Annotated in this window: 24 protein-coding genes and 1 pseudogene; 12 read left to right on the forward strand and 13 right to left on the reverse strand. The window is 66.4% G+C overall.

Features of this window, described 5'->3' with window-relative positions:
* Positions 1–32 precede the first annotated feature (32 nt).
* Positions 33–2,114, forward strand: coding sequence for a TonB-dependent receptor (locus NJG22_RS14310; protein WP_253095375.1), 2,082 nt, complete (start codon positions 33–35; stop codon positions 2,112–2,114).
* Positions 2,115–2,146: 32 nt separating this feature from the next.
* Here NJG22_RS14310 and NJG22_RS14315 read toward each other — a convergent pair whose 3' ends face one another.
* A complete protein-coding gene (locus NJG22_RS14315; RefSeq protein WP_253095377.1) occupies positions 2,147–3,211 on the reverse strand; it encodes an AI-2E family transporter in 1,065 nt (354 codons plus the stop codon).
* A 124-nt stretch (positions 3,212–3,335) separates the two neighbouring features.
* Between NJG22_RS14315 and yegQ the strand changes: the two genes are divergently transcribed.
* The 6 genes from yegQ (at position 3,336) to NJG22_RS14345 (ending at position 9,472) form a co-directional block, all read left to right on the forward strand.
* A complete protein-coding gene (gene yegQ, locus NJG22_RS14320) occupies positions 3,336–4,670 on the forward strand; it encodes a tRNA 5-hydroxyuridine modification protein YegQ (protein ID WP_253095379.1) in 1,335 nt (444 codons plus the stop codon).
* 138 nt (positions 4,671–4,808) lie between these two features.
* Positions 4,809–6,527, forward strand: a complete 1,719-nt coding sequence (locus NJG22_RS14325) for a copper resistance system multicopper oxidase (RefSeq protein ID WP_253095381.1) — start codon at positions 4,809–4,811, stop codon at positions 6,525–6,527.
* Positions 6,520–7,407 (forward strand): copper resistance protein B, encoded by an 888-nt coding sequence (locus NJG22_RS14330; RefSeq protein WP_253095383.1) that lies wholly within the window; start codon positions 6,520–6,522, stop codon positions 7,405–7,407. Before NJG22_RS14325 ends, NJG22_RS14330 begins: the two co-directional genes overlap by 8 nt.
* Positions 7,408–7,532: 125 nt before the next feature.
* Positions 7,533–7,961, forward strand: a complete 429-nt coding sequence (locus tag NJG22_RS14335; RefSeq protein ID WP_253095385.1) for a DUF411 domain-containing protein — start codon at positions 7,533–7,535, stop codon at positions 7,959–7,961.
* Positions 7,961–8,398: a YqaA family protein gene (locus NJG22_RS14340; RefSeq protein WP_253095387.1), complete on the forward strand. Its 438-nt coding sequence runs from the start codon at positions 7,961–7,963 to the stop codon at positions 8,396–8,398. The genes NJG22_RS14335 and NJG22_RS14340 overlap by 1 nt, the downstream gene beginning before the upstream one ends.
* 75 nt (positions 8,399–8,473) lie before the next feature.
* Positions 8,474–9,472, forward strand: coding sequence for an alpha/beta hydrolase (locus NJG22_RS14345; RefSeq protein ID WP_253095388.1), 999 nt, complete (start codon positions 8,474–8,476; stop codon positions 9,470–9,472).
* A gap of 36 nt (positions 9,473–9,508) precedes the next feature.
* Here the strand turns inward: NJG22_RS14345 and NJG22_RS14350 are convergent, their stop codons facing one another.
* From NJG22_RS14350 to NJG22_RS14375, 6 genes are all read right to left on the reverse strand, one after another.
* The gene (locus NJG22_RS14350; protein ID WP_253095391.1) at positions 9,509–10,087 is read right to left on the reverse strand and encodes a DinB family protein; all 579 of its coding nucleotides are present in this window, start codon (positions 10,085–10,087) and stop codon (positions 9,509–9,511) included.
* 11 nt (positions 10,088–10,098) lie between these two features.
* A complete protein-coding gene (gene zapE, locus NJG22_RS14355; protein WP_253095419.1) occupies positions 10,099–11,190 on the reverse strand; it encodes a cell division protein ZapE in 1,092 nt (363 codons plus the stop codon).
* A gap of 60 nt (positions 11,191–11,250) precedes the next feature.
* The gene (locus NJG22_RS14360; protein WP_253095392.1) at positions 11,251–12,399 is read right to left on the reverse strand and encodes a PQQ-dependent sugar dehydrogenase; all 1,149 of its coding nucleotides are present in this window, start codon (positions 12,397–12,399) and stop codon (positions 11,251–11,253) included.
* Positions 12,400–12,420: 21 nt separating this feature from the next.
* On the reverse strand, positions 12,421–12,735 hold the full coding sequence (locus tag NJG22_RS14365) for a hypothetical protein (RefSeq protein WP_253095394.1): 315 nt from the start codon (positions 12,733–12,735) through the stop codon (positions 12,421–12,423).
* A 194-nt stretch (positions 12,736–12,929) separates the two neighbouring features.
* Entirely contained in the window at positions 12,930–13,904 is a 975-nt protein-coding gene (speB, locus tag NJG22_RS14370) for an agmatinase (protein WP_253095396.1), read from the reverse strand.
* Between the two features lie 19 nt (positions 13,905–13,923).
* Complete coding sequence (locus tag NJG22_RS14375; protein WP_253095398.1) at positions 13,924–15,003, reverse strand: extracellular solute-binding protein; 1,080 nt, start codon at positions 15,001–15,003, stop codon at positions 13,924–13,926.
* 102 nt (positions 15,004–15,105) lie between these two features.
* On the opposite strand from NJG22_RS14375, the gene NJG22_RS14380 reads away from it, so the two are divergent.
* Positions 15,106–16,008 carry a LysR family transcriptional regulator gene (locus tag NJG22_RS14380; protein WP_253095400.1) on the forward strand — a complete coding sequence of 301 codons (903 nt, stop codon included), beginning with the start codon at positions 15,106–15,108 and terminating at the stop codon, positions 16,006–16,008.
* A 36-nt stretch (positions 16,009–16,044) separates the two neighbouring features.
* On the opposite strand, the gene NJG22_RS14385 is transcribed toward NJG22_RS14380, so the two are convergent.
* From NJG22_RS14385 to NJG22_RS14395, 3 genes and pseudogenes are all read right to left on the reverse strand, one after another.
* On the reverse strand, positions 16,045–18,459 hold the full coding sequence (locus tag NJG22_RS14385; RefSeq protein ID WP_253095402.1) for a TonB-dependent receptor: 2,415 nt from the start codon (positions 18,457–18,459) through the stop codon (positions 16,045–16,047).
* Between the two features lie 121 nt (positions 18,460–18,580).
* Positions 18,581–19,456 carry a FecR domain-containing protein gene (locus NJG22_RS14390; RefSeq protein ID WP_253095404.1) on the reverse strand — a complete coding sequence of 292 codons (876 nt, stop codon included), beginning with the start codon at positions 19,454–19,456 and terminating at the stop codon, positions 18,581–18,583.
* Positions 19,457–19,463: 7 nt separating this feature from the next.
* Positions 19,464–19,967 (reverse strand): annotated as a pseudogene (locus NJG22_RS14395) (RNA polymerase sigma factor); the annotation flags it as partial.
* Between the two features lie 128 nt (positions 19,968–20,095).
* Between NJG22_RS14395 and NJG22_RS14400 the strand changes: the two are divergent.
* A complete protein-coding gene (locus tag NJG22_RS14400) occupies positions 20,096–20,566 on the forward strand; it encodes an LEA type 2 family protein (protein WP_253095406.1) in 471 nt (156 codons plus the stop codon).
* A 3-nt stretch (positions 20,567–20,569) separates the two neighbouring features.
* Here the strand turns inward: NJG22_RS14400 and NJG22_RS14405 are convergent, their stop codons facing one another.
* Positions 20,570–21,496 carry a carbon-nitrogen hydrolase family protein gene (locus tag NJG22_RS14405; protein ID WP_253095408.1) on the reverse strand — a complete coding sequence of 309 codons (927 nt, stop codon included), beginning with the start codon at positions 21,494–21,496 and terminating at the stop codon, positions 20,570–20,572.
* Positions 21,497–21,583: 87 nt separating this feature from the next.
* Between NJG22_RS14405 and NJG22_RS14410 the strand changes: the two genes are divergently transcribed.
* Positions 21,584–22,492 (forward strand): LysR family transcriptional regulator, encoded by a 909-nt coding sequence (locus NJG22_RS14410; RefSeq protein ID WP_253095421.1) that lies wholly within the window; start codon positions 21,584–21,586, stop codon positions 22,490–22,492.
* 1 nt (position 22,493) lies between these two features.
* On the opposite strand, the gene NJG22_RS14415 is transcribed toward NJG22_RS14410, so the two are convergent.
* On the reverse strand, positions 22,494–22,757 hold the full coding sequence (locus NJG22_RS14415; protein ID WP_253095410.1) for a hypothetical protein: 264 nt from the start codon (positions 22,755–22,757) through the stop codon (positions 22,494–22,496).
* Between the two features lie 131 nt (positions 22,758–22,888).
* On the opposite strand from NJG22_RS14415, the gene NJG22_RS14420 reads away from it, so the two are divergent.
* The gene (locus tag NJG22_RS14420; protein WP_217848663.1) at positions 22,889–23,209 is read left to right on the forward strand and encodes a DUF883 family protein; all 321 of its coding nucleotides are present in this window, start codon (positions 22,889–22,891) and stop codon (positions 23,207–23,209) included.
* 4 nt (positions 23,210–23,213) lie between these two features.
* Here the strand turns inward: NJG22_RS14420 and miaE are convergent, their stop codons facing one another.
* Entirely contained in the window at positions 23,214–23,831 is a 618-nt protein-coding gene (miaE, locus tag NJG22_RS14425; RefSeq protein WP_253095412.1) for a tRNA isopentenyl-2-thiomethyl-A-37 hydroxylase MiaE, read from the reverse strand.
* Positions 23,832–23,987: 156 nt separating this feature from the next.
* Between miaE and NJG22_RS14430 the strand changes: the two genes are divergently transcribed.
* Entirely contained in the window at positions 23,988–24,851 is an 864-nt protein-coding gene (locus NJG22_RS14430; RefSeq protein ID WP_253095413.1) for a universal stress protein, read from the forward strand.
* The last annotated feature ends 220 nt before the right edge of the window (positions 24,852–25,071 follow it).

Genomic DNA, 25,071 nt, shown 5'->3' on the forward strand with positions numbered 1-25,071 from the left:
GACTCCCGCACCCGATCTGGAACCCCGTCCCCATGCGTCCCACCCTCCCCTACTCCCTGCTGGCGCTGTTCGTCGCTGGCACCACCCAGGCCGCCAACCGCGTCGAGCTCGACCAGGTACTGATCCAGGGCCAGGCCCAGTCCGAGCTCGAGAGCGCCGCCGAACGCCTGCGCGAGGTCCCCGGCGCCAGCAACCTGGTGGACATGGACCAGGTGGGCCAGGGCCGGGTGGCCAGCAACCAGGACGTGCTGGCCTATCAACCAGGGGTATTCGCCCAGTCAGCCGGCAATGACGGCATCAAGCTGTCGATCCGCGGTTCGGGCATCAACCGCGCACCGGGCGCCCACGGCTCGGGGGTGTACACGATGTTCGACGGCCTGCCGCTGACCGGCCCCGGCGGCACGCCCTACGAGCTGTTCGAGCCGTTGTGGCTGAACCGCGCCGAAGTGCTGCGCGGCGCCAACGGTTTCGACCAGGGCGCCCTGGCCCTGGGCGGCGCGATCAACTACGTGACCCACACCGGCTACGATGCCGCGCCCCTGCAAGTGCGCTATGAAGCCGGCAGCCGCGGCTACCAGCGCCGGCACATCAGCTCCGGCCAGGTACTGGGCAACCTCGACTACTACGTGGCGCTGACCGATGCCGAGTACGATGGCTACCAGCAACACAGCAGCGGCAGCGCCAAGGGCATCGCCGCCAACGTCGGCTACCGTTTCAACCCGAACCTGGAAACGCGCTTCTACCTGCGCTACCGGGAGACCGAGAATGACCTGGCCGGGCGCCTGACCAAGGAGCAGATCAAGCATCATCCACGGGCTGCCAACCCGATATACCTACGTCGCGATGCCCGCCGCCCCCAACCGGGCAGTACCTGGTTGGCAAACAAGACCACCTTCTATCTGGACGATGATTCGCGTCTGGAGACCGGCTTGGTCTATCACGACTACCCCATGGACCTTCGTGAAGGCGCCAATCGACTTAAAGTCGCTTACACAGATGTGAGCGGTACGCTCAACTATCATCGCCGCGATATGTTGCTTGGCCATGAGAGTAAAACCACGATTGGCTGGCGTACCACGAAGCACCTTCCCAACAGCGGTGCATCGGAGTTCGTTCGAGTACAAGAAGCAGGCAACGCGCCGCTGATAATAGGTGAACGAACCCGCGACTTCAGCTACCAGGGCTCGGATACCGTTCTACACCTGGGCAACGATCTGGAACTGGCACCGAATCTCTGGCTGACTACCGGTCTGGCGATGATCTACACGCGCCGCGAAAGCGACGTGACCTACCCTGCCATTGGCGGCAAGGTCAGCCAACATGATTGGGATTATGCGCCGCGGGTCGGCCTGCGCTTTGACATCCGACCTGACTTTCAGGTCTACGGCAATCTGAGTCGTTCGGTCGAACCACCCCATCCCTGGGCACTTATCTGGAGTTCGCCAAAGGTAAAAGGCCAACAGTTCCAGACTCAGCCCATTGAAATGCAGAACCAGACTGCTACATCGCTTGAGCTCGGCGCGCGTGGCGAATCGGTGATCGGCCGCTGGGACTTGGCCTGGTACTACTCACAGGTACGACACGAATTGCTGACTGTCGAAATCGAGCCGGCCGTCACGGGCGAATTCAACGCCAGCCCCACCGTACACCAGGGCATCGAGGCCGGCCTCGACAGCCTGCTCTGGGAACGCCCCGGTACCGGCAAGCTGAGCCTGCGCCAGGCCTATACCTTCAGCGACTTCCATTACCGCGACGACGACAGGTTCGGCGACAACCGCCTGCCCGGCATTCCCATGCACTACTACCAGGCCGAACTGCGCTACGACTGGCCGAGCGGCTTCTACGCCGGGGTCAATACGCAGATGGCCTCCAAGGTGCAGGTGGACTACGCCAACAGCAACCACGCCGACGCCTATGCGCTGCTGGGCGCGCGCCTGGGCTGGAACTCGCCCAAGCGCGACTGGCAAACCTGGCTGGACCTGCGCAACCTGACCAACCAGCGTTACGCAGCGACGGTGACGCCGGGGTACAACGATGCTGGGCAGGACATCGCCCGCTCGACGCCGGGGGAAGGGTTCGGGGTGTATGCAGGGGTCTCCTACAGCTTCCGATAATCGCAAATCGCGGGGCCGACCCGCGATGGCCCTCAAGAAGGCAACTGCACCTGCGCTCGCTTACCAACGAAAATCGCCCAGCTGGAAATGAACAACGCCGCGATCAACGGCCCGATCACGAACCCATTGAGCCCGAACACCGCCAGCCCACCCAAGGTCGACACCAGGATGAGGTAGTCCGGCATCCGCGTGTCCTTGCCCACCAGGATCGGCCGCAGCAGGTTGTCCACCAGCCCGATCACCAGCACCCCGAATGCGGTCAGCACCACGCCCTGCCAGATCGCCCCGGTCAGCAGGAAATACACTGCCACCGGCGCCCAGACGATCCCCGCGCCCACCGCCGGCAACAGCGACAGGAACGCCATCAGCACCGCCCAGACCAACGCGCTGGGAATGCCCAGCACCCAGAAGATCAAGCCACCCAAAGCCCCCTGGGTGACCGCCACCAACAGGTTGCCCTTGACCGTGGCGCGCACCACGCGCTTGAACTTCAGCTGCAACCTGCGCTTTTGCTGCTCAGGCAACGGCACCGCCTGGCGCACCTTGCGCGCAAGCTCGGCGCCCTCGCGCAAAAAGAAGAACAGCAAGTAGAGCATGATGCCGAAGCTCACCAGGAAGTCGAAGGTCCCCTGGCCGAAGTTGAAGGCCTGCCCGGCGAGGAACTGGCTGCCCTGGGTCGCCCACTTGCTGATCTTGTCGCGCAGGCCGTCGAGGTTGCCCATGCCCATGCGGTCCAGCCAGTGCTGGGCATAGGCCGGCAACATGTCCTTGCCGTGCTCGATGTAGCCGGCGATGTCCAGCTGGCCGCTTTCGATGCGCTGGTAGAGCGCCGCGCCCTCCTGCACCAGCAGCGCGCTGATGACGATCACCGGCAAGATGGCGATCACCAGGCAGATGGTCAAGGTCGCCGCCGTGACCAGGTTGCGCCGCCAGCCCAGGCGCAACAGCAGCTGGCGCTGCAGCGGCGAGAACAGGATGGCAAGGATCACCGCCCAGAAGATCGCCCCGTAGTACGGCAGCAAAATCCAGATGAAAGCGAGGGTCACCAGCGCCAGCAACACCGTCAGCGCCTTGTTCTGCAACACAGTTTCGTTCATGGGCATTCCTCGAGGGTTCAACAGCTTAGTGCCCGGCGCCGGGGTAAAAGTGCCGTTGATCCAGATCAATACCGGCGCAGCGCCACCGCCTTAGCATCCGCGCCTTTTGCCCCCGGTGCGCACCATGACCTCACCCGCCACGCCCGAACTGCTCGCCCCCGCCGGCACCCTCAAGACCATGCGCTACGCCTTCGCCTATGGCGCCGACGCGGTCTACGCCGGCCAGCCGCGCTACAGCCTGCGGGTGCGCAACAACGAATTCGACCACGCCCACCTGGCCCTCGGCATCCAGGAGGCCCATGCCCTGGGCAAGCGCTTCTACGTGGTGGTCAACATCGCCCCGCACAACGCCAAGCTCAAGACCTTCCTCAAGGACCTGGCGCCCGTCATCGAGATGGGCCCCGACGCACTGATCATGTCCGATCCTGGCTTGATCATGCTGGTGCGCGAGCACTTCGCGCAGATGCCCATCCACCTCTCGGTGCAGGCCAACACGGTGAACTGGGCGGCGGTGCGGTTCTGGCAGGGCCTGGGCCTGTCGCGGGTGATCCTGTCCCGCGAGCTGTCGCTCGAAGAGATCGAAGAGATTCGCCAGCAGGTGCCGGACATGGAACTGGAGGTGTTCGTCCATGGCGCGCTGTGCATGGCCTACTCCGGACGCTGCCTGTTGTCCGGCTACCTGAACAAGCGCGATGCCAACCAGGGCACCTGCACCAACGCCTGCCGCTGGAAGTACGACACCACCCCGGCCACCGAGAACCTCACCGGCGATATCGTCCGCGAGGTCGAGCCGACCCTGGGCCTGGGCGCGCCCACCGAACAGGTGTTCCTGCTCCAGGAGAGCAACCGCCCCGGCGAACAGATGCCCGCCTTCGAGGACGAACACGGCACCTACATCATGAACGCCAAGGACCTGCGCGCCATCCAGCACGTCGAGCGGCTGGCGGCCATGGGCGTGCACTCGCTGAAGATCGAGGGCCGCACCAAGTCGCACTTCTACTGCGCCCGCGCCGTGCAGTCGTACCGCCAGGCCATCGACGACGCCGTGGCCGGTCGGCCATTCGACCGCGGCCTGATGGCCAATCTCGAGTCCCTCGCCCAGCGCGGCTACACCGAGGGTTTCCTGCGCCGCCACGTGCACGACGAATACCAGAACTACCAGCGCGGCAACTCGGTGTCCGAGCGCCAGCAATTCGTTGGCGAACTGACCGGGGTGCGCGTCGACGGCCTGGCCGAGGTCAAGGTGAAGAACCGCTTCGCCGTGGGTGACCATCTGGAGCTGATGACCCCGCGCGGTAACTACCATTTCGACCTGCACCGCCTGTGCGACCGCCAGCAGCAGGCGATCGAGGTGGCGCCAGGTGATGGCCATGTGGTCTACCTGCCGATCCCCGAGCAGGTTTCGCTGGAGTACGGCCTGCTGATGCGCGACCTGGACAGCGCCGAGGCCACAGCCTGACAAATCTGTAATCGGCGCTTCAGGTGGCTGACAGGCGCTGGCGGTGACCATCGCGTCATGCCTGGTCGCCGGGCCAGGCCGCTCCCACGGGCGGGCTGGCCCGGCGATTGGATGACCTTGCCAGCACGAGAGCACGCCATGCCACCGACACCCACCCGCCGCACCTTCGTCAAGGGCCTGGGCGCCGCCACCGCCCTCGCCGGCCTCGGCCTGTGGCGCCCGCTGGCCCAGGCCGGCGAAGGACGACTGCCATTGCACGACCTCAGCGGCCAGCAGTTCGAACTGTTCATCGGGCCGACCGCGGTCAACATCACCGGCCGCCCGCGCATCGCCCAGACCATCAATGCCAGCCTGCCCGGCCCGGTGCTGCGCTGGCGCGAGGGCGACAGCGTGACCCTGCGGGTGCGCAACCGCCTGGACCAGCCGACCTCGATCCACTGGCACGGCATCATCCTGCCGGCCAACATGGACGGCGTGCCGGGCCTGAGCTTCGCCGGCATCGAACCGGGCGGCGACTACCTGTACCAGTTCACCCTGCGCCAGAGCGGCACCTACTGGTACCACAGCCATTCCGGCCTGCAGGAGCAGGCCGGCGTGTACGGCGCCATCGTCATCGAGCCGCGCGAACCCGAGCCGCACACCTACCAGCGCGACCATGTGCTGCTGTTCAGCGACTGGTCGGACCAGGCGCCGGAGGCGTTGATGGCCACGCTGAAGAAGCAGTCCGACGCCTTCAACTACGACAAGCGCACGGTCGGCGACTTCATCGACGATGTCGCCGACCACGGCTGGGGCAAGACCGTCAGCGAACGCTGGGCCTGGGCGAAGATGCGCATGAGCCCGACGGACCTGGCCGACATCGGCGCCGCCAGCTACACCTACCTGCTCAACGGCCAGCCGCCGGACGGCAACTTCACCTGCCTGTTCCAGCCCGGCGAAACCGTGCGCCTGCGCCTGATCAACGCCTCGGCGATGAGCTACTTCGACTTCCGCATCCCCGGGCTCAAGCTGACGGTGATCGCCGCCGACGGCCTGCCGGTGACGCCGGTGACCGTGGATGAACTGCGCATCGCCGTGGCCGAGACCTACGATGTGCTGGTCGCCGTCGGTGACCTGCCCGCCTACACCCTGTTCGCCCAGAGCATGGACCGCACCGGCTACGCCCGCGGCACCCTGGCGCGCGCGGCCGGCTTGCAGGCCCCGGTCCCCGCGCTCGACCCACGCCCGGTGCTGAGCATGGACGACATGGGCCACGGCGGCATGGGCCAGATGGACCCGGCCGGCATGGACCACAGCAAGATGGCCGGCATGGACCACTCGGCCATGGCTGGCATGCAGGCGCACCCCGCCAGCGAGACCGACAACCCGCTGGTAGACATGCAGACCATGGCCCCACGCGCCAACCTTGCCGATCCAGGCCTGGGCCTGCGCGACAATGGCCGCCGGGTACTGACCTACGCCGACCTGCGCAGCCCCTACCCCGACCCGGACGGCCGCGAACCGTCGCGGGACATCGAGCTGCACCTGACCGGCCACATGGAGCGTTTCGCCTGGTCGTTCGATGGCATCCAGTTCAGCGACGCCGAGCCACTGCGCCTGAAGTACGGCGAGCGGGTGCGCATCACCCTGGTCAACGACACCATGATGACCCACCCCATTCACCTGCACGGCATGTGGAGCGACCTGGAAGACGAGCAAGGCCGCTTCCTGGTGCGCAAGCACACCCTCGACATACCACCCGGCAGCCGGCGCAGCTACCGCGTCAGCGCCGACGCCCTGGGCCGCTGGGCCTACCACTGCCACCTGCTCTACCACATGGAGACCGGCATGTTCCGCGAGGTACGGGTCGATGAATGAGATCAGCAACCGGCGCATCGTCACCGGCGTCGCCCTGGTCGCCTTGCTGGCCAGCGAGCGCGCCCTGGCCGCCAGCATGGCGGGCATGGACCACAGCCAGATGAACCATAGCGCCATGCCGATGATGGATCACCGCCAGATGAACCACGCCACGCCCACCAGCGCGCAACCGCGCACGCCCCTGGCGAACATCACCGATGCCGACCGGCGCGCCGCGTTCCCGCCGCTGCCAGGGCACCAGGTGCATGACCGCGCGATCAACTGGGCGGTGATCGTCGACCAGCTGGAATACCAGCACTTCGAAAGCAGCGGCGCGGTGAACTGGAACGCCACCGCGTGGGTCGGCGGCGATGTCGACCGGCTGTGGCTGCGCAGCGAGGGCGAGCGCGAGCAGGGCAAGACCCACAAGGCCGAGTTGCAGGCGCTGTGGGGCCATGCCATCAGCCCCTGGTGGGAACTGGTCGGTGGCGTGCGCCAGGACTTCAAGCCCGCCAGCGGGCAGAGCTGGGCCGCCTTTGGCATCCAGGGCACGCCGCTGTACGGCCTGGAGCTGGAGGCCACCGCCTACGCCGGCGAACGCCAGCAGACCGCGCTGCGCCTGGAGGCCGGTTACGCTATGCTGCTGACCAACCGCTGGATCCTTGAGCCGACTGTTGAAATGAACCTCTTCGGGCGCAACGACGCCGGCCGCGAACAGGGCTCGGGGCTGGCTGAAAGCGAAGTGGGGCTGCGCCTGCGCTACGAGATCAGCCGTGGTTTCGCGCCCTATGTCGGGGTCAGCTTCAACCGCCTGCACGGCAACCGCGCCGACCAGGCCCGGGAGGATGGCGAGGACATCGGCCAGACCCGGCTGGTGGCCGGGGTCCGCCTGCGTTTCTGACGTTTGCTGCCGGCCCTGCAGGAGCTGCCCTCCCACAGGGTCAAGCTAAATCAATAAGTTACGGTTTGTTCCATGAGAGCCGGCGCTGATCAACCCGATGTGTTTAGTTTCACAGGAGCTTCACCATGCTGCGCAAACACCTGCTCACCCTCGGCCTGCTGGCCATCACCGGCCTGGCCCAGGCGGCCGAGACCATCGACGTCTACCGCGACCCCAACTGCGGCTGCTGCAAGGCATGGATCAAGCACCTGAGCGACAACGGCTTCATCGTCAACGACCATGTCGAGCCGAACATGAGCGCAGTCAAGCAGCGCCTGGGCGTGGCGCCGCGCCTGGCCTCATGCCACACCGCAGTGATTGCCGGCAAGTTCGTCGAAGGCCATGTGCCGGCCGAGCAGGTGCGCCTGCTGGCCAAGCGCGACGACCTCAAGGGCCTTGCCGTGCCCGGCATGCCCATGGGCTCGCCGGGCATGGAAATGGGTGACCACAAGGACGCCTACCCGGTCATCGGCGTGACCCGGGATGGCCAGGACACCGTGGTCGCCAACTACTGATGCTCAGCCTCGGGGCGCTGTTCTTAAGCGCCTTTGCCGCCGCCACCCTGCTCCCCCTGCAGTCCGAGGCCGTGCTGGTCGGCCTGCTGCTGCGCGAGCCCCAGGCCTGGGCGCTGCTGTTGCTGGTGGCGACCCTGGGCAATGTGCTGGGTTCGCTGGTCAACTGGCTGCTGGGCCGGGCCATCGAGCAGCTGCGCGACAAGCGCTGGTTCCCGTTCAGCGCCAGTCAGTTGCAACGCGCCCAGCAGCGCTACCAGCGCTGGGGGCAATGGTCACTGCTGCTGAGCTGGATGCCGCTGATCGGTGATCCACTGACGCTGATCGCCGGGATCATGCGCGAGCCCTTATGGCGCTTCCTGCTGCTGGTCACCCTGGCCAAGGGCGGGCGCTACATCGTGGTGGCGCTGATCACCCTGGGCTGGTTTCACAGCGGGTAACACCTTTGCTGCTCGGCCAGGGTCAGTGGCTGCTACAGTCGCCTTTCCCTACCTGGTCCTATACGGAGTGCTCCCATGCTGCGCGCCACCGCCCTCGCCTTCGCCTGCCTCACCTCGGGTGGCGCCATCGCTGCCGCCCCCTCCAGCTATGGCCAGCAGCTCGAAGGCTTCGCCTACCCGTACCCGCTGCGCCACTTCGACTTCCAGTCCCAGGGCCAGGCACTGCAAATGGGCTATATGGACGTACCCGCAAAGGGCAAGGCCAACGGCCGCAGCGTGGTGCTGATGCATGGCAAGAACTTCTGCGCCGGTACCTGGGAAACCACCCTCGATGCCCTGAGCCAGGCTGGCTACCGGGTGATCGCGCCGGACCAGGTCGGTTTCTGCACCTCGAGCAAGCCGGCGCACTACCAGTACAGTTTCCAGCAACTGGCCGACAACACCCATGCCCTGCTGGCGCAACTGGGCGTGGACCGGGCCATCGTCCTCGGCCACTCCACCGGCGGCATGCTCGCCACCCGCTACGCGCTGATGTATCCCCAGCAGGTGGAGCGCCTGGCCATGGTCAACCCCATCGGCCTGGAAGACTGGAAAGCCCTGGGCGTGCCGTATCGCACCGTCGACCAGTGGTACGCCCGGGAACTCAAGCTCGATGCCGAAGGCGTGCGCAACTACGAACGCAACACCTACTACGCCGGGCGCTGGAAACCCGAGTACGAGCGCTGGGTGCAGATGCTGGTGGGGCTGAACCAGGGGCCCGGGCACAGGCTGGTGGCATGGAACTCGGCGCTGATCTACGACATGATCTTCACCCAGCCGGTGGTCCATGAGTTCAAGGACCTGAAAATGCCGGCCCTGCTGCTGATCGGCGACCAGGACAGCACGGCGATCGGCAGCGATATCGCCCCGCCCGAGATCAAGGCCAGGCTAGGCCAGTACAAGGTGCTCGGGCCGCAGGTGGCGAAGCTGATTCCCCAAGGCGAGCTGGTCAGCTTCGAAGGCCTGGGGCATGCGCCGCAAATCGAGGCGCCGGGCAAGTTCCACCAGGCATTGCTTGGCTGGTTGCAGCGCTGAGGGTGCTTGGGCTGCCGGCGAACCGGCGGCTTGCACTCAGGTCCAGATCATCGCCTCGGTCCAGCCCAGCTCGGCGAAGTCCACCGCGCGCAAATGCGCTTCCTCCTCGCAGAAGAACTCATCCAGCTGCGGCGGCTGCACCTGGGTGTCACTGAGCATCGCATGCACCTGGCCACGGTGGTGGATCTGGTGTTCGAACAAGTGCGACAACAGGCGCAGGCGCTGTTCGCGCTGCACCCGGTCGGGCCGCACGATGCTCACGTAGCGCCGCAGTTGCTCATCGCGCAAGCCCCGGCAATAGCCGATCAGCCGCTGGTCGGCCTGGGCCTGCTGGGCCTGCAGGTCGGTGCAGGTACAAAACGGTTGCTCGGGCTGGAAGAAGCGCTCGCCGTCCGGGTCGGGGGCCGCGCCGCGCTGCTCGCACTCCAGGGCGTCAAGGTAGAACCAGTCCACCGTCAGCAGGTGGTTGAGGGTGGCCTTGATCGACGGGAAGAAGCTGCAACGCGGGGCGACGAACTCGTCCTGGGTCAGTTGCAGGCAAGCCTTGTACAAGCGGTGGTTGGCCCAGCCATTGTTGTAGGCCTGGGTCAGCAGGTGATGCGACAGCGGCTCCATGGTCGGCTCCTTCAGGCGAAGCGTTGCAGTTGCATCTCCCGTAGCCGGCTGAGGGTGCGCTGGTACGGGAACGCCAGATACCCTTGAGTGTAGAGCGCTTCCAGGGGCACCTCGGCTTCCAGGTACAAGGCCACGCGCCGGTCGTAGCATTCATCGACCAGGGCGATGAAGCGGCGCACGCTGTCGTCCCTCGGCGCCAGGGTCGGCAGCTCGCGGTCGCCGGCCAGCACCCGCGCGGCGCCATCCTCGGTGCCGCGGGCGATGCGACCGGCCCGTTGCTCGCCGCCCAGTTGCGGGATACCGCCCAGCAGGATCGCCGGGAAGCGGTCGCACAGGGCCATGAAGTCCATGGCCGCCAGCGGTTGCTCGCACAGGTCGCGGTACTGGCACCAGAGCGCCTGGGTACTGTGGCGCACCACGCGCACTTGCCGGGGCCCGAGTTGCAGGGGTTGCTCGCTGCCTGGGTCAGTGGGGCTCAGTTGCTGGAACACATCGGCCAGTGCATCGGGCTGCGCGACCCAGTACCGCTGCTGCGCAGCCCCCGGGTGCAGCCGGTGATCCTGTTCGCCGGCCACCGCCTGTACGCCCATGTGCCGCTCGATGGCGGCGATGGCCGGCAGAAAACGCTCGCGGTTGAAGCCGTCGCGATACAGTTGGTTGGGGGGCTGGTTGGAGGTGGCGACCACCACCACGCCCTGGTCGAACAATTCCTGGAACAGGCGCCCGAGGATGATCGCATCGCCAATGTCGCTGACGAACAGCTCGTCGAAGCACAGCACGCGGATCTCGCCGGCAAGCGCCCGGGCCAAGGCCTGGAGCGGGTCGGCGGTGCCACCCAGCTGGAACAGGCGGCGGTGAACCCAGGCCATGAAATGGTGGAAGTGCTGGCGCCGGGACGGCACGGTCAGGCACCGGTGGAACAGGTCCATCAGCCAGGTCTTGCCACGCCCCACCGGGCCCCAAAGGTACAGGCCCTGGGTTGGCTTACCCTGGCACAGGGCATCGAAACAGGCTTGCAACGCAGCGACGGCCGCCGCCTGGGCGGGGTCGGTGACGAAGCCACGCTCGTCGAGGACCTGATGGTAGAGAGATTCGGGCGTCATGCCGTGCATGGTACGCCATCCTGGCCTGAAGCCGCGCCCCCGCCATGGCAGACGCCCCCATCAATCCTGGTTCAAGCCTACCTTCAGCAATACCCCATCCTTGTCATCGGTCAGCACATACAGATAGCCGTCCGGCCCCACCCGCACATCGCGGATGCGTGCTTTCAGCTCACCCAGCAGGCGCTCTTCATGCACCACCTTGTCGCCCTCGAGCTGCAGGCGGATCAGCTCCTGGCTGGCCAGGGCGCCGATGAACAAGTTGTGGTCCCAGGCCTTGAACGTCGGGCTGTCGTAGAACGCCATGCCACTGATGCCCGGCGATTTTTCCCACACATGGTGCGGGTCGACCATGCCCGGGACATGCTTGCCCTTGGCCTCGGGGATCGGCAGCAACGAGTAGTTGATGCCATGGGTGGCGATCGGCCAACCGTAGTTCTTGCCCGGTGCCGGGATGTTGATCTCGTCGCCGCCACGCGGGCCGTGCTCATGGGTCCACAGCTTGCCGGTCCAGGGGTTGAGCGCCGCGCCCTGCTGGTTGCGATGGCCGAACGACCAGATCTCGGGGCGCACCTGGTCGCGGCCGACGAAAGGATTGTCCTTGGGCACTGCGCCGTCGGGCAGGATCCGCACGATCTTGCCCTGCAGCTTGTCCAGGTCCTGGGCGGTGGCGCGCTGATTGTTCTCGCCCAGGGCGATGAACAGGTAACCCTCGCGGTCGAACACCAGGCGCGAGCCGAAATGGTTACCCTCGGAAAGCTTGGGCAGCTGGCGGAAGATCACCGTGAAGTTCTCCAGCCGCGCCTGGTCCTGGGACAGTTGCCCCCGGCCCACGGCAGTACCGGCCTTGCCATCCTCGCCCGCCTCGGCGAACGACAGGTACACCGTGCGGTCCTGGGCAAAGGCCGGCGACAGCACCACATCGAGCAGGCCGCCCTGCCCTTCGGCCCAGACCTTGGGCACGCCGGACAGCGGCGGGCCGACCTTGCCCTCGAGGCTGACGATGCGCAGGTTGCCTGGACGCTCGGTCACCAGGATGGACTTGCCATCCGGCAGGAACGCCAGGGCCCAAGGGTTGCGCAGGCCATTGGCGAGGGTGCTGACACTCAGCTGGCCCTCCTCGCTGGGCAAGGTCTGCTCGGGGGCGGCCTGGGCCAGCAGTGGCAACAGGCTGGTGGCGGCCAGGGTGATCAACCAGGTGCGTGACGTCATGCTCGGGTCCTTCGCAGGGGCTCACGGCACGCGTTGCGAGTCGCGCGGTGGCCGGGTGGGGTCCAGGTTCGGGGTCTGTTGCTCGCGGCGCAGGTTATCGCCGTTGCCGATGCCGCGGTTGTCCAGGGTCGGTGGGCGCGGGTTGGGCTGGGTGGATGGGCCGCGCACGGGCGGCGCAGCCGGCACGCTGCCCTGGCGGCTGTTGGGGTTGGCCCGCATGATCGGGCTGTTGTAGGGATTGTTGCCGTCGTTGGCGGCCAATGGCGGCAACGGCGCAGCCTGGAGCGGCAGGGCCAGCAACAGGCCGAGGGCCAGGGTTGCCAATGTGGGATTCATGCTTCACCTCCGGTACGAAAAGGCGCGCTCCAGGGTTGGATAGCCTAAGGCGCGCAGGGTTCGACGCAAAAGTGGCAATCCGCGTGGAGATGATTCCTGATGTTTCAGTATGGCCCCTCGGAGTGCTTGTGGCCGCAGGTTTGCCCCGCGATGCCCCAGGCCCAACCGGGCCTTGTCGCGGGGCAAGCCACGTCTCAGCCTTGCGCCAGGTGCTTGTCGACCTTGTGCCGGGCGGCATACAGGCACAGCATCTCCATCGCCAAGGTCGCCCCGGCCAGCGCGGTGATATCGGCATGGTCGTAGGCCGGCGCCACCTCCACCAGGTCCATGCCCACCAGGTTGATCCCACGCAGGCCACCGAGGATTTCCAGCGCCTGCAGCGTGCTCAGCCCACCGCACACCGGCGTGCCGGTGCCTGGGGCGAAGGCCGGGTCAAGGCAGTCGATATCGAAGGTCAGGTACACCGGCCTGTCCCCCACCCGCGCGCGGATCGCCGCGACGATCGCCTCGGTACCCTGGCGGTGCACCTGGCGCGCATCGAGGATGGCGAAGCCCTGGCTGTCGTCGTTGGTGGTGCGCAGGCCGATCTGCACCGAGCGCGCCGGGTCCACCAAGCCGTCGCGCGCGGCATGCCAGAACATGGTGCCGTGGTCGATGCGCTGGCCGTCCTCGTCCGGCCAGGTATCGCTGTGGGCGTCGAAGTGGATCAGCGCCAGCGGGCCATGGCGCCGGGCGTGGGCCTTGAGCAGCGGGTAGCTGATGAAGTGGTCGCCACCGAGGGTGAGCATGGCGCAGCCGGCCTCGAGGATGCGCTCGGCATGGGCCTCGATACTGGCCGGGACCGACGCCGGGGTGCCGCTGTCGAAGGCGCAGTCGCCGTAATCGATCACCGCCAGCTGGTCGAATGGATCGAATGCCCACGGCCAGTGGCGGGCCCAGGCCTGTTGCACCGAGGCGGCGCGGATCGCCCGGGGCCCGAAGCGCGCGCCCGGGCGGTTGCTGGTGGCGGTGTCGAACGGCACGCCGCTGACCACCACGTCGACACCGCGCAGGTCGCGGCTGTAGCGGCGCCGGGAAAAACTGGTGATGCCGGCATAGGTACTCTCGGCGGCGGTGCCGTAGAGGCTGTCACGGGTGATGGCCTGGTCGTTGTTTTGGGCGAGGTCCACGGTTGCGCTCCTGTGGTGGTCATTGGCGGCTGCGGAAGGTGGTCCACAGGCGGTTGCGCTGGCGCAGGTCGGCCAGCGCCATGCTGCGGTCGGCGAACAGGCGCTGGCGCACCATGGCCGGGGGGTAGATGTCCGGGTCGTTGCGGATGGCCTCGTCCACCAGCGGCGTGGCCGCCTGGTTGGCATTGGCGAAGAACAGCGTGTTGGTCAGTGCCGCCACCGATTCGGGGCGCAGCATGAAGGCGATGAAGGCCCGGGCAGCCTCGGGGTGCGGGGCATCCTTGGGGATCACCAGGTTGTCCTGCCAGAGCAGGGTGCCTTCGCGGGGAATGCGGTAGATCAGCGCGAACGGCTTGCCGGCGCGCCGCGCCTGGTCGGCGGCCATGGCGGCGTCGCCATTGTAGGTCAACGCCAGGCACACGCTGCCATTGGCCAGGTCGTTGATCTGCCGGCCGTTGGCCACGTAGCTGATCGACGGTTGCAGTTGCAGCAGCAGTTGCTGCGCCGCATCCAGGTCGACCTTGCTCTGGCTGTACGGTTCCTTGCCCAGGTAGTTCAGGGCCACGCCGATCACCTCCTGGGGCGAATCGGGCATGGCGATGCCGCAGTCCTTCAGACGCCTGGCGTATTCGGGCTTGAACAACAGGTCGAGGCTGTCCAGCGGCACCTCGCCCAGGCGCTGGCGCACCGCCTCGACGTTCACCGCCAGGCCCAGGGTGCCCCAGGTGTAGGGCACGGCATGGCGATTGCCCGGGTCGGTCTCGGCCAGCTTGGCCAGCAGGTCGGGGTCGAGGTTGGCATAGCCTGCCATCGCCTGCGCCTGCAGCGGCTGCAAGGCGCCGGCCTTGAGCGCGCGGGCCAGCACCGTGTTTGAGGGCACCACCACGTCGTAGCCGCTGCCGCCGGTCAGCAGCTTGGTTTCCAGCACCTCGGTGGTGTCGAAGGTGTCGTAGCGGACCTTGTAGCCGGTTTCCTGCTCGAAGCGCTCGAGGGTCTGCGGGGCGACGTAGTCGGCCCAGCTGTACAGGTTGACGACTTTGTCCTCGGCCTGCAGCGGCAGGGCGATCAGCAGTGACAGCAGGTACAACGTTCGACGCATGGCGGGCACCTCGGCTTGGGGGTGGGTGCCGCCAGCATGCCGGCCGGGTTACATTGCAAAAATAGCAACTTTGCAAAGCTGACATTCATCGGGAGCAATGTAATGCTGGGACAACTGCACGACCTCGACCTGCACCTGCTGCGGCTGTTCGTCACTGTAGTCGAGGCCGGCGGCTTCAGCGCCGCCCAGGGCATGCTGGGGCTCAGCCAGCCGAGCATCAGCCAGCAGATGGCCAAGCTGGAGACACGCCTGGGCTATCGCCTGTGCAGCCGCGGCAAAGGTGGCTTTCGCCTGACCGAAAAGGGCGCGCAATTGTTGCAGGCGACCCGTTGCCTGCTGCTGCAGATCGAGCAGTTCCGCCAGCAGGCCAACGGCGTGGCCGGGCGCCTGCTGGGCACGCTGCGCATCGGCTTGGCGGAGAACCAGGACGGGCCTGTGACCCTGTGTATTGCCCAGGCCATCGCGCGGTTTCGCCAGCGCGAGGAGTCAGTGCAACTGGAGCTGACCTGCGCCCCGCCCGCCGAGCTGGAGCGGCTGTTGCTGGAGCAGCGCCTGGATTGCGCCATCAGCTACTTTTCCGGCAACCAGGCGGCGTTCGACTACCAGCCGTTGTTCGAGGAGCGCCAGCGCCTGTACTGCGGCAAGGGCCACGCGCTGTTCCAGGCCGCCGAGGTGAGCCCCGGGCAATTGCTCGATGCCGACCAGGTGCGCCATCCCTACCGTTTTCTCAAACAGGGCGAACCCTTCCAGAGCCGGCGCAGCATGGCCTTGGCCGAGCAGATCGACAGCGCCTTGACCTTCATCCTCTCAGGTCGACACATCGGTTACCTGCCTTGCCACTGCGCCGCGCCATGGGAGGCCCAGGGCTGGTTGCGGGCGCTGGACCCCGCGCTGGATTTCAGCGTGCCGTTCACCCTGGCCCGACACCGCGGCCAGGCGCCCGGGGAAGCCCTGCTGGCGTTCATCGAGGACCTGGGCGCAGCATTTGCCGAGCGTGGGCGTTAGCTTGGGGCAAGCCGGCCGATCAACCCGCGGCCATGCTCAATAGACGAGGTTCCAGGTCAGGGTGTAGGTCCGCCCACGGCCCTGGTAATCGTACAGGTATGCCGGCCCGTAGGTGGGCGCGTAGAACAGCGTCGCCCGCTGGCCCCACACCGTGCTGTACTGCTTGTCGAACAGGTTCTGCACACCGGCGCTGAAGGTGCCCAGGCCGGTCTCCTGGCTGCCCAGCAAGTCGAAGGTGGTGTAGCCGTCGATCTGGTGATGGGCATCGTCGCGCAGGGTGAAGGCGTGGTTGGCCTGCAACCGCGCCGTGCGGCCATCGCCCTTCCAGCCGACGAAGGCGGTGGCCTTGGACAGCGAGGCATAGCGCGCGTCGCGCTTGATCCAGTCGCCGTCGGCGTCCTGCTCTTGCGAGCGTACCAGGTGCAAGGTGCCGCCGGTCTCCCAGCCGTTGTGCAAATAGCGGCTCAACGCCCCTTCGAAACCAAAGTCACGGCGTTTCTGCTCCTCGACATCGATGGTCAGGGTGGCGGAGTCGACATTGATGACCTTGTCCGACCAGATGTAGTACAGCGCCGCCTGGGCGTTCCAGTCCAGGTCGGCATAGCGCCAGCCCAACTCCACCTGGCGGCTCTTGATCCCGGCCAGCGGGTTGTCGCCCACCGACAGGCCCGGCTTGCCGTAGTACTTGGCCGGGTCGGGCAATTCGAAGCCCTCGCCGTAGTTGCTCCATACCTGGTGACCGTTCTTGAAGTCGTAGATGGCGCCGAGGTTGTACAGGTTCACCTGGTAGTCGTTGCTGCCGCCGGGCACGCTCTTGAAGTCGCTGACCTGGACATCCATCTGCTGGCGGCGGGCGCCGCCGGACAGGGTCAGGTGGTCGGTGGCGTGCCAGTCGAGCTGGCTGTAGAACGACACGCCATCGACCCGGTAGCTGGGGTAGCGCGGCGCCTTGCTGGCCTTGTCCAGGTCCAGGCCGCCGCTCTCGGACGAGACCCGTGCATCGAAGGTGGTCTGCTCGGCGTTGAAGCGCTCGCGGTCGAGGTCGACGCCGTAGGTCAGCTTGAGGGTGTCCCACTGCTTGGCGAACAGTGCCTTGAGGCTGGAAACCTCGAAGTTCTGCTGCGACGCGGCGAAGTACACGCCGCGCGAACCGGTGGGCTTGCCGGTGTTGTAGTAGGGGAACGGGTAGAAGTTGTCGTTTTCCTTGCGGTACGAGGCCTGCAGGTAGAAATCCTGGCCGAGCAGGTCGCGGTGGTGGTAATTGGCGTTGAGCAGCACGCGCCGGGTACGCGGCTGCAGGTCGGATGAATAACCACCGCGCAGCTCGGCGTCTTCAAGGTCGGAGGGCGCGTTGTGACGCAGGTTGGGGAAATAGATCCCCGTGCTGCCATGGTTGCCGGAGTCGTAGTACTGGGCCAGCAGGTCCAGGCTCTGTTCGTCGCTCAGGGTCAGGCCCAGGGTCCCGAGCAGGTCGAGGCTGCGGTTGTACTGCAGGTCGGTCTGGGTGTTGTCGATGAAGATCTGCTCGCCGGCACCGTCGTAGAACGCCTCGTTCTGCTCGCCGGAAATCCCCAGGCGCGCATTGACCCGCTCGTTGCCGCCGCTGATCGACTGGGCGATACGGGTCGACAGGTCGTCGCTGTTGTTGAAACCACTGCTGGCGCCCAGCTGGGTTTCGAAGCGCAGCGGGCCCGGCTCGCCCTTCTTGGTGACGATGTTGATGATCCCGCCGGTGGCGCCTCCCCCGTAGATAGCGCTGGCGCCGGACAGCACTTCGACCCGCTCGACGTTGAACGGCGAGATGCTGTCGAACTGCCGCGACAGGCCGCGGGAGCTGTTCTGGCTGACGCCGTCGATCATCACCAGCACTTCGCGACCGCGCATGTTCTGGCCGTAGTTGGTCCGCCCTTCCGGCGCCAGGTCCAGGCCTGGCACCAGCTTGCCGATGGCCTCCTTGAGGCTGACGCCGCTGTCGATCTGCTCGCGCAGCTGCTGCTGGTCGACCACCCAGACCGTACCGGGGATCTCGCTGATCGCGGTGCTGGTGCGCGATGCCACGCTGACCTCGATGGGCTTGAGGTTGACACTCTGCGGCGGCGCGGCGCGGCGCAGGGTGACCGTGCGCGCGTCGTTGAACTGGTAGCTGACGCCGCTGCCGGCCAGCAAGGATTGCAACGCCTGCTCCAGGCTGAAGCTGCCGCTGAGCGCCGGCGCCTGCAGGTCGGCCACGTCCGAGGTGGTGTACAGCAGGTGCAGCCCGGCCTGGTCGGCGAATGCGGTGAGGGCCTGGTCCAGCGGCTGAGCCGGCAGCTCGAGCCTGACCTGGCGAGCCTGGGCGCTGCCAGCGGGGGCGTCGGTGGCAGCCTCGACCAGCAGCGGCCCGGCCAGGGAGGCCAGGGCAGTGCAGGACAGCAAGGCATGTTTGAAGCGGTGCGGGAACGTAGCCTTCACGAAAGAGCTTCCAGACAGTCGGAGGAAAAGGGGGTTGGCTGATCAGTGCCCCTACGACGATCTGGCTGCGATGAACTTGCAGTGGTAAATGAAAAAAATTTCGATTGACGATTCGCAGGGCTCAGTACACCACCGCCAGGAACGGCAGGTAGGTGACCTTCAGCCCATAGCGTTGCTCGAGGGTGCGCAACAGCGCATGGGGGTCGTCGAGATCGAACACGCCGCTGACTTCCAGGGCCGCGAGCTGATGGTCGGAAATGACGATACGGCCATGCTGGTAGCGCTCAAGCTCGGCCAGCACCTGGCCCAGCGGCTTGCCGTTGAAGATCAGCTTGCCGCGTTGCCAGGCCGTGCGGGTAGCGGCATCCGGCGCGGGCTGCAGGGCTTGGCCGGCCACTTGCGCCTGGCCTTCGGCCAACAGTACCTGGTCGCCGCCGGGCTGGCGGCGCACGCTGAACACTGCCGCGTCGCCGGTCACCGGTGCGCCTGCGCCCTGCACCACGAACGGGCGTGGGTCGGCGACCGTCTCGAACAGCGCCTCGCCCGCCTCCAGCACGACCTTGCGCTCATGCTCGCTGAAAACCACCGACAAGGCGCTGGCACTGTTGAGCGTGACCCGCGAGCCGTCGGCCAGGGTCAGGCTCTGGCGCTGGCCGACAACCGTGTGGTAATCCGCCAGCCAGAACGGCACCTGCTGCCAGCCCGCATAGCCAGCCATGCACAGCACCAGCGATGCGGCGATTGCCGATAGCCGCCGCCACAGCCGCGGTGGTGCCGGGCGAGCCTGGGCGCTCGGCGTGTGGCCCAGGTCTCGCCACAGCGCCTCGGCCTCGGCCGCTGCCTCGGCATGCGCCGGGCTCAACTGGCACCAACGCTGGTAGCGCGCGCGATCGGCGGCCGTGGCATTGCCCGCGTGCAGCAATACCTGCCAGTCGAGGGCATCGTCGGACAGCACACTGAGGGGTTGGCAGCTGGGCATGGCGTGGGCTTCAGTCATGGTTGTGCTTGAGCCAGTCACGGCAATGGCGCAGGGCCTGGCCGATGTATTTTGCCACCATGCTCTCGGAAACGCCCAGCCGTTGTGCGATCTGCGCCTGGGTCAGGCCTTCGACACGGTTGAGCAACAGCGCCTGGCGCGCATTGCTGGACAGCTGCAACAACGCCTCGTCGAGGATCTGCAGGCGCTCGCGGGCCAGCAAGGCGGCCTCTGGCGGTGGCGCCGGGCAGGCCAGCGCGGTAGCGCCATCGCTGTCCTCGTGGCTGGCCGCCAGGCGCTGCTCGCGGCGCAGGGCATCGATGGCCAGGTTGCCGGCCACGCGGAAGATGAAGCTGCGCGCATGCAGCACCTGCACCGCCTGGTCCTCGACCTTGACCAGCTTGAGGTAGGTTTCCTGGGCGACATCGGCGGCGCGCTGACGGTCGCTCATGCGCCGGGTCAGGAACTGCAACAGGTCGTCGTAGTGCTCCTGGAAACTGGCCAGCAGCCCGGACACGGGAGAGGTCGCCATGGGTAGAGGTCGGGAAGCGTTATCGGACGTTAATGAGAAACAGTATCTTTCATATCGCCCCACACTTTCAACGCCGTCGGGTATTTGCCACACTGCCGGCTCGCCCGTGAGCCGAGAGCGTCATCGCCATGTTCGTCCGCTGCTGTCTGATCCTGCTGTTGTGCCTGGGCTTGAACGCCTGTGCGCTGTTTCACAACCGCGATCCGCTGACGATCAGCGTGATCGGCATCGATCCCCTGCCCGGCCAGGACCTGGAACTGCGCATGGCGGTGAAGATCCGCGTGCAGAATCCCAACGAGGCGCCTGTGGATTTCAACGGCATCGCCTTGAACCTGGAGGTCAACGACCAGCCCCTGGCCGCCGGCGTGAGCGACCAGCGCGGGCACATCGGCCGTTACGACGAGGCAGTGATCGTGGTGCCGGTGAGCATCACCGCTTTCGCCTTCCTGCGCCAGGCCTATGGCCTGAGCCGGGTCGAGTCGCTGCAGGGCCTGCCCTATGTGCTGCGTGGCAAGCTGGCCGGTGGCCCGCTGGGCACCGTGCGCTTCACCGACAAGGGCAAGCTCGACCTGCCCAGCCCGGCACAGGCCGGCTGGTAGTGGTCAGTCGGCGACGAAACGCACCCCCGGGCGGGCGCGCTCGTCCACGTACAGCTCGAACACATCGGGCCGCGCATAGTGGCCGACCACGTCGAAATCGTAGCGGGCCTGCACCAGTTGCGCGGTATCGACCTCGGCGGTCAACAGCCCGCGCGTGGCCACCAGGGGCCCGGCCAATACCTCGCCCAGCGGGCCGACGATCACGCTGCCGCCATTGATCAGCGGCCGCTCGGCGGGCCAATTGGGCACGTCCAGGCCCAGGGCCGCCGGCGAGTCCTGCACCTGGCAGGCGCTGATGACGAAGCAGCGCCCTTCGGCGGCAATGTGGCGCATGCTCACCTGCCACAGTTCCCGCTCGTCCACGGTCGGCGCACACCACAACTGCACGCCCTTGGCGTACATCGCGGTACGCAGCAGCGGCATGTAGTTCTCCCAGCACACCGCGGCGCCGAGGCGCCCGGCGCGGCTGTCCACCACCGCCAGCGTAGAGCCGTCGCCCTTGCCCCAGATCAGCCGCTCGGTGCCGGTGGGCATCAGCTTGCGGTGCTTGGCCAGCAGGCCTGCCTCCGGCTCGAAGAACAGCACGGTGCAATACAGGGTGTTGCCACTGCGCTCGATGACCCCGAGCACCAGGCTGGCGCCGGTCCGTGCCGACAGCTGCGCCAGTGCGTCGGTTTCGGCGCCTGGTACGTCGATGGCGTTGGCGAAGTAGCGGGCAAAGGCCTCGCGGCCCTCGGGCAGGCGATAGCCCAGTTGCGTGCCGAAGCCCTCGCCTTTCGGGTAGCCCCCCAGCAACGCTTCGGGCATCACTACCAGGCTGGCGCCGCTGTCGCGAATGGCCTGCTCATAACCCATGATCTGTTCCAGGGTAGCGGCCTTGCCTTCAGGCAACGAGCCGATCTGCAGCGCGGCGACAATGGACTTGGGCATTTTTCGAAACTCCGATCAGGGTAAAGGTCTGGTAGATTCTCCAGCGCGCTGAACTCATGAATAAAGCCCAATTCACTACTGAATGATATTGACCTGATGAATATCATCGACATCGACCTGAACCTGCTGAAAGTCTTCGAAGCGCTGCACGACGAAGGGGGCGCAAGCCGCGCCGCCTTGCGCCTGGGCCTGACCCAGTCGGCGGTCAGTGCCGCCCTGCGCCGCCTGCGCCAGGTATATGACGACCCGCTGTTCGTGCGCACCGGTCGCGGCCTGAGCCCGACCCTGCGCGCCAACCAGCTCAAGCCGCTGATCAGCGAGGCCTTGGGCAAGTGCAGGCAAAGCCTGGCATTGCTCGACCCCGAGGCCAACCACTTCGAGGGCCGATCGCTGAGCCTGGGGCTATCGGACGACTTCGAGATCGCCTACGGCCAGGCCCTGATCGCCGCGGTACGCCGGCAGGCCCCGGGGCTGCGCCTGATCTTTCGCCAGACCCACAGCCAGATCGTCGCCCAGGGCTTGCTGGAGCGCAGCCTGGACCTGGCGCTGACCTCGGGCGGCTTTGCCCAGCGCCTGCTCAGCCGGGTGGTGCTCGGCGACGGTGACTACCAGTGCCTGGTCGATCCGGCGAGCCTGGCGCCCGGTCAGGCGCAGCTGAGCCTCGACGCCTTCGTCGAGCGGGAACAGATCCTGGTGTCGTCGGGTGGTTTCGTGGGGATTGTCGACGAAGCCCTGGCCGCGGTGGGCAAGCATCGCACGATCTGCGCGGCCACCAGCCATTTTGCCGCGCTGGGACACTTGCTCAAGGGTACCCGCTACCTGGCCACCCTGCCCGGCCATGCGGCCAGGGCGATTGCCAGCAATACCGGGCTACAGGTGCTGCCCTGCCCACTGGCGCTGCCACGCTACCCGATCGAGCTGGGCTGGCGCAGCAGCGGGCCGCTGGACCCGCTGGTGGAGCGGGTGCGTGCGGCGGTGCTGGAGGTGTTCGCCTGACTCAGCGGTTGTTGCTGGCGGCGGCCATCATCTTGTTGACCTCGCTGCGCACCAGGTTGGTGAACTCAGGTGGCGACATGCCGTCGAGTTCGGCGCGCACCCACTCCGCCCACTTGCCCTTGCGCCGGGGCTTTTCGGCAATCAAGCGCGCCGCCTCGCCCTTGGCCTTGCCCAGGTTGCTCTGCCAGAACTCGAACAAACGGGACTTCTCGGCCTCGATCTGCGCCCGTTCCTGGAAGCTCAAATTGGCCAGATTGAAACTCATGGGGGTAATACCTGCCGCTGGAAATGGCCGCTATCTTACACTGTAGGGCCAGGCCACCGGAACGCCGCTGCAACTTTCCCGGCGCCGTGGCATCCACTGTTCAACTCCCTACCCTTCACGAGGATGTGTACATGGCCAGGAAAACCGCCGCGCAAGCCGACAGCGACCAGATCAAGGACCAGGTGTTCAGCGAACTGCAGGCATTGATCGAGGAGTCCGAACGGCTGCTCAGCGACAGCGCTTCATTGGTTGGCGAGGATGCCGACACCCTGCGCGCGCAACTGGGCCTGAAGCTGCGCCAGGCCCGCGACGCCACCAGTCGCCTGGGGCAGAAGGCCCAGCCTGTGGTCGAGGCGACCCAGCAATACATCGGCGGGCACCCCTGGCAGACCGTGGCAGTGTCCGCCGGTTTCGGCCTGGTGGTAGGCCTGCTGCTGGGGCGTCGCCAGTAACCGGCTAGGCGGCCAGGGCCTGCGGGATACCGCTATGGAAGCGCAGTTCCTGGTCGGGCGAGCTGATCAGCTCGGCCTCCGCTTCACGCACCCACTCGACGACCCGGGCGATATCCGTGGCATCACCGTACTGGTGGGCCAGCTTCAGATAGCCCTGGTAATGCCGCGCCTCGCTCTTGAGCAGGCCGTGGTAGAAGGTGCCGAGTTCTTCGTCCAAATGCGGTACCAGCGCGGCGAAGCGCTCGCAGCTGCGCGCCTCGATGAAGGCGCCGACCACCAGGGTGTCCACCAGCTTGACCGGCTCATGGGCCCGCACCAGGCGCCGCAGGCCTGAGGCATAGCGCCCGGCCGACACCGGCCGCAGTGGCACGCCACGGCGCTTCATCAGGCGCAGCACCTGCTCATGGTGCACCAGCTCTTCACGGGCCAGGCGCGACATCATGTTGATCAGGTCGAGGTGGGTGTTGTACTTGGCGATCAGGCTCAGCGCCGTGCTGGCGGCCTTGAACTCGCAATTCTTGTGATCGATCAGCAGGGTTTCCTGGTCAGCCAGGGCGGCCTCGATCCAGGCATCGGGGGTACGGCAACCCAGGAAGGCGTCGATTTCAGGAATCAGGGACATGACACTCGCAACCACACAGGACATCGGCAGGGTTGGCGATTATACCGGCGACGGCGCCCTGTGCCAGTGGCTATGCTTGATACATATCAAGCGGCGGGCGGAGCAGCGCCGTCTATAGTCAGGCATTGGCCGCCATCCTGAAGGGAGTTCATGCCCATGCAAGCCGTTCGCAGCATTCTTGTCGTCCTCGACCCCGAGCACGCCCACAGCCGCGCCCTGACCCGGGCCAAGCTGATTGCCGGGGTGACCGGCGCGCGCCTGCACCTGCTGATGTGCGACAAGAAACAAGACCATGACGCGCTGCTCAGCTTGCTCAGCAGCCAGTTGCACGACGATGGCTACGACAACGTCACCCACGAGCAGCATTGGAAGGACAACCTGCACAAGTCGATCATCCATGTGCAGCAGGCCGAGGGTTGTGAGCTGGTGATCAAGGAGCATCGCCCCGACAACCCGCTGCGCAAGGCATTGTTGACGCCCAGTGACTGGAAACTGCTGCGTGAATGCCCCTGCGCAGTGCTGATGGTCAAGAGCGAACGGCCCTGGACGGGAGGCAAGATTCTCGCGGCCGTGGATGTGGGCAACCAGGATGAAGCCCACCGCCGCCTGCATGCCAGCATCATCGATCATGGTTATGACATCGCCGCCCTGGCCAAGGGTGAGCTGCATGTGCTCAGTGCCCACCCCTCGCCCATGTTGTCAGCGGCCGATCCTGTGTACCAGCTCACCGAAACCATCGAGAAACGCTACCGGGAAGCCTGCCGGGCATTCCAGGCCGAGTTCGATATCACTGACGAGCGCCTGCATATCGCGGAAGGCCCGGCTGATGTACTCATTCCGTATACCGAGAAACAGTGCGACGCCGTGGTGACGATTATCGGCACCGTGGCCCGCACCGGGATTTCCGGGGCGCTGATCGGCAATACCGCCGAGGTGGTGCTGGATGCGCTCGAGGGTGATGTGCTGGTGCTCAAGAGCGAAGAAGCGACGGCGCATCTGGCGGAACTGGCACGGGGTTGAGCACTTCTTTTTAACGTGCGCTGCGTAAACCCTGCCGCGCCCCCTGTAGGCGCGGCCTTGTGTCGCGAAAGGGCTGCGCAAACCCGGGGTCTCAGTCTTCATGCCAAGATCGCCGGGGCCGCTTTGCGGCCCTTTCGCGACACGAGGCCGCTCCTACAAGGGCCGCACCTGCCTGGGGCTTTTTGCGCCACAAAGACAAAATCTGGCGGAACTGGCGAAG

Origin of the sequence: Pseudomonas sp. VA159-2 (assembly GCF_024126635.1) — a bacterium.
GTDB lineage: Bacteria > Pseudomonadota > Gammaproteobacteria > Pseudomonadales > Pseudomonadaceae > Aquipseudomonas > Aquipseudomonas muyukensis.

What these genes read in the sequence shown, in the direction of transcription:
- NJG22_RS14310 (WP_253095375.1), top strand. Translation starts at nt 33, where the DNA reads ATGCGTCCCACCCTCCCCTACTCCCTGCTGGCGCTGTTCGTCGCTGGC.
- NJG22_RS14315 (WP_253095377.1), bottom strand. Translation starts at nt 3,211, where the DNA reads ATGAACGAAACTGTGTTGCAGAACAAGGCGCTGACGGTGTTGCTGGCG.
- yegQ (WP_253095379.1), top strand. Translation starts at nt 3,336, where the DNA reads ATGACCTCACCCGCCACGCCCGAACTGCTCGCCCCCGCCGGCACCCTC.
- NJG22_RS14325 (WP_253095381.1), top strand. Translation starts at nt 4,809, where the DNA reads ATGCCACCGACACCCACCCGCCGCACCTTCGTCAAGGGCCTGGGCGCC.
- NJG22_RS14330 (WP_253095383.1), top strand. Translation starts at nt 6,520, where the DNA reads ATGAATGAGATCAGCAACCGGCGCATCGTCACCGGCGTCGCCCTGGTC.
- NJG22_RS14335 (WP_253095385.1), top strand. Translation starts at nt 7,533, where the DNA reads ATGCTGCGCAAACACCTGCTCACCCTCGGCCTGCTGGCCATCACCGGC.
- NJG22_RS14340 (WP_253095387.1), top strand. Translation starts at nt 7,961, where the DNA reads ATGCTCAGCCTCGGGGCGCTGTTCTTAAGCGCCTTTGCCGCCGCCACC.
- NJG22_RS14345 (WP_253095388.1), top strand. Translation starts at nt 8,474, where the DNA reads ATGCTGCGCGCCACCGCCCTCGCCTTCGCCTGCCTCACCTCGGGTGGC.
- NJG22_RS14350 (WP_253095391.1), bottom strand. Translation starts at nt 10,087, where the DNA reads ATGGAGCCGCTGTCGCATCACCTGCTGACCCAGGCCTACAACAATGGC.
- zapE (WP_253095419.1), bottom strand. Translation starts at nt 11,190, where the DNA reads ATGACGCCCGAATCTCTCTACCATCAGGTCCTCGACGAGCGTGGCTTC.
- NJG22_RS14360 (WP_253095392.1), bottom strand. Translation starts at nt 12,399, where the DNA reads ATGACGTCACGCACCTGGTTGATCACCCTGGCCGCCACCAGCCTGTTG.
- NJG22_RS14365 (WP_253095394.1), bottom strand. Translation starts at nt 12,735, where the DNA reads ATGAATCCCACATTGGCAACCCTGGCCCTCGGCCTGTTGCTGGCCCTG.
- NJG22_RS14375 (WP_253095398.1), bottom strand. Translation starts at nt 15,003, where the DNA reads ATGCGTCGAACGTTGTACCTGCTGTCACTGCTGATCGCCCTGCCGCTG.
- NJG22_RS14380 (WP_253095400.1), top strand. Translation starts at nt 15,106, where the DNA reads ATGCTGGGACAACTGCACGACCTCGACCTGCACCTGCTGCGGCTGTTC.
- NJG22_RS14390 (WP_253095404.1), bottom strand. Translation starts at nt 19,456, where the DNA reads ATGACTGAAGCCCACGCCATGCCCAGCTGCCAACCCCTCAGTGTGCTG.
- NJG22_RS14400 (WP_253095406.1), top strand. Translation starts at nt 20,096, where the DNA reads ATGTTCGTCCGCTGCTGTCTGATCCTGCTGTTGTGCCTGGGCTTGAAC.
- NJG22_RS14405 (WP_253095408.1), bottom strand. Translation starts at nt 21,496, where the DNA reads ATGCCCAAGTCCATTGTCGCCGCGCTGCAGATCGGCTCGTTGCCTGAA.
- NJG22_RS14415 (WP_253095410.1), bottom strand. Translation starts at nt 22,757, where the DNA reads ATGAGTTTCAATCTGGCCAATTTGAGCTTCCAGGAACGGGCGCAGATC.
- NJG22_RS14420 (WP_217848663.1), top strand. Translation starts at nt 22,889, where the DNA reads ATGGCCAGGAAAACCGCCGCGCAAGCCGACAGCGACCAGATCAAGGAC.
- miaE (WP_253095412.1), bottom strand. Translation starts at nt 23,831, where the DNA reads ATGTCCCTGATTCCTGAAATCGACGCCTTCCTGGGTTGCCGTACCCCC.
- NJG22_RS14430 (WP_253095413.1), top strand. Translation starts at nt 23,988, where the DNA reads ATGCAAGCCGTTCGCAGCATTCTTGTCGTCCTCGACCCCGAGCACGCC.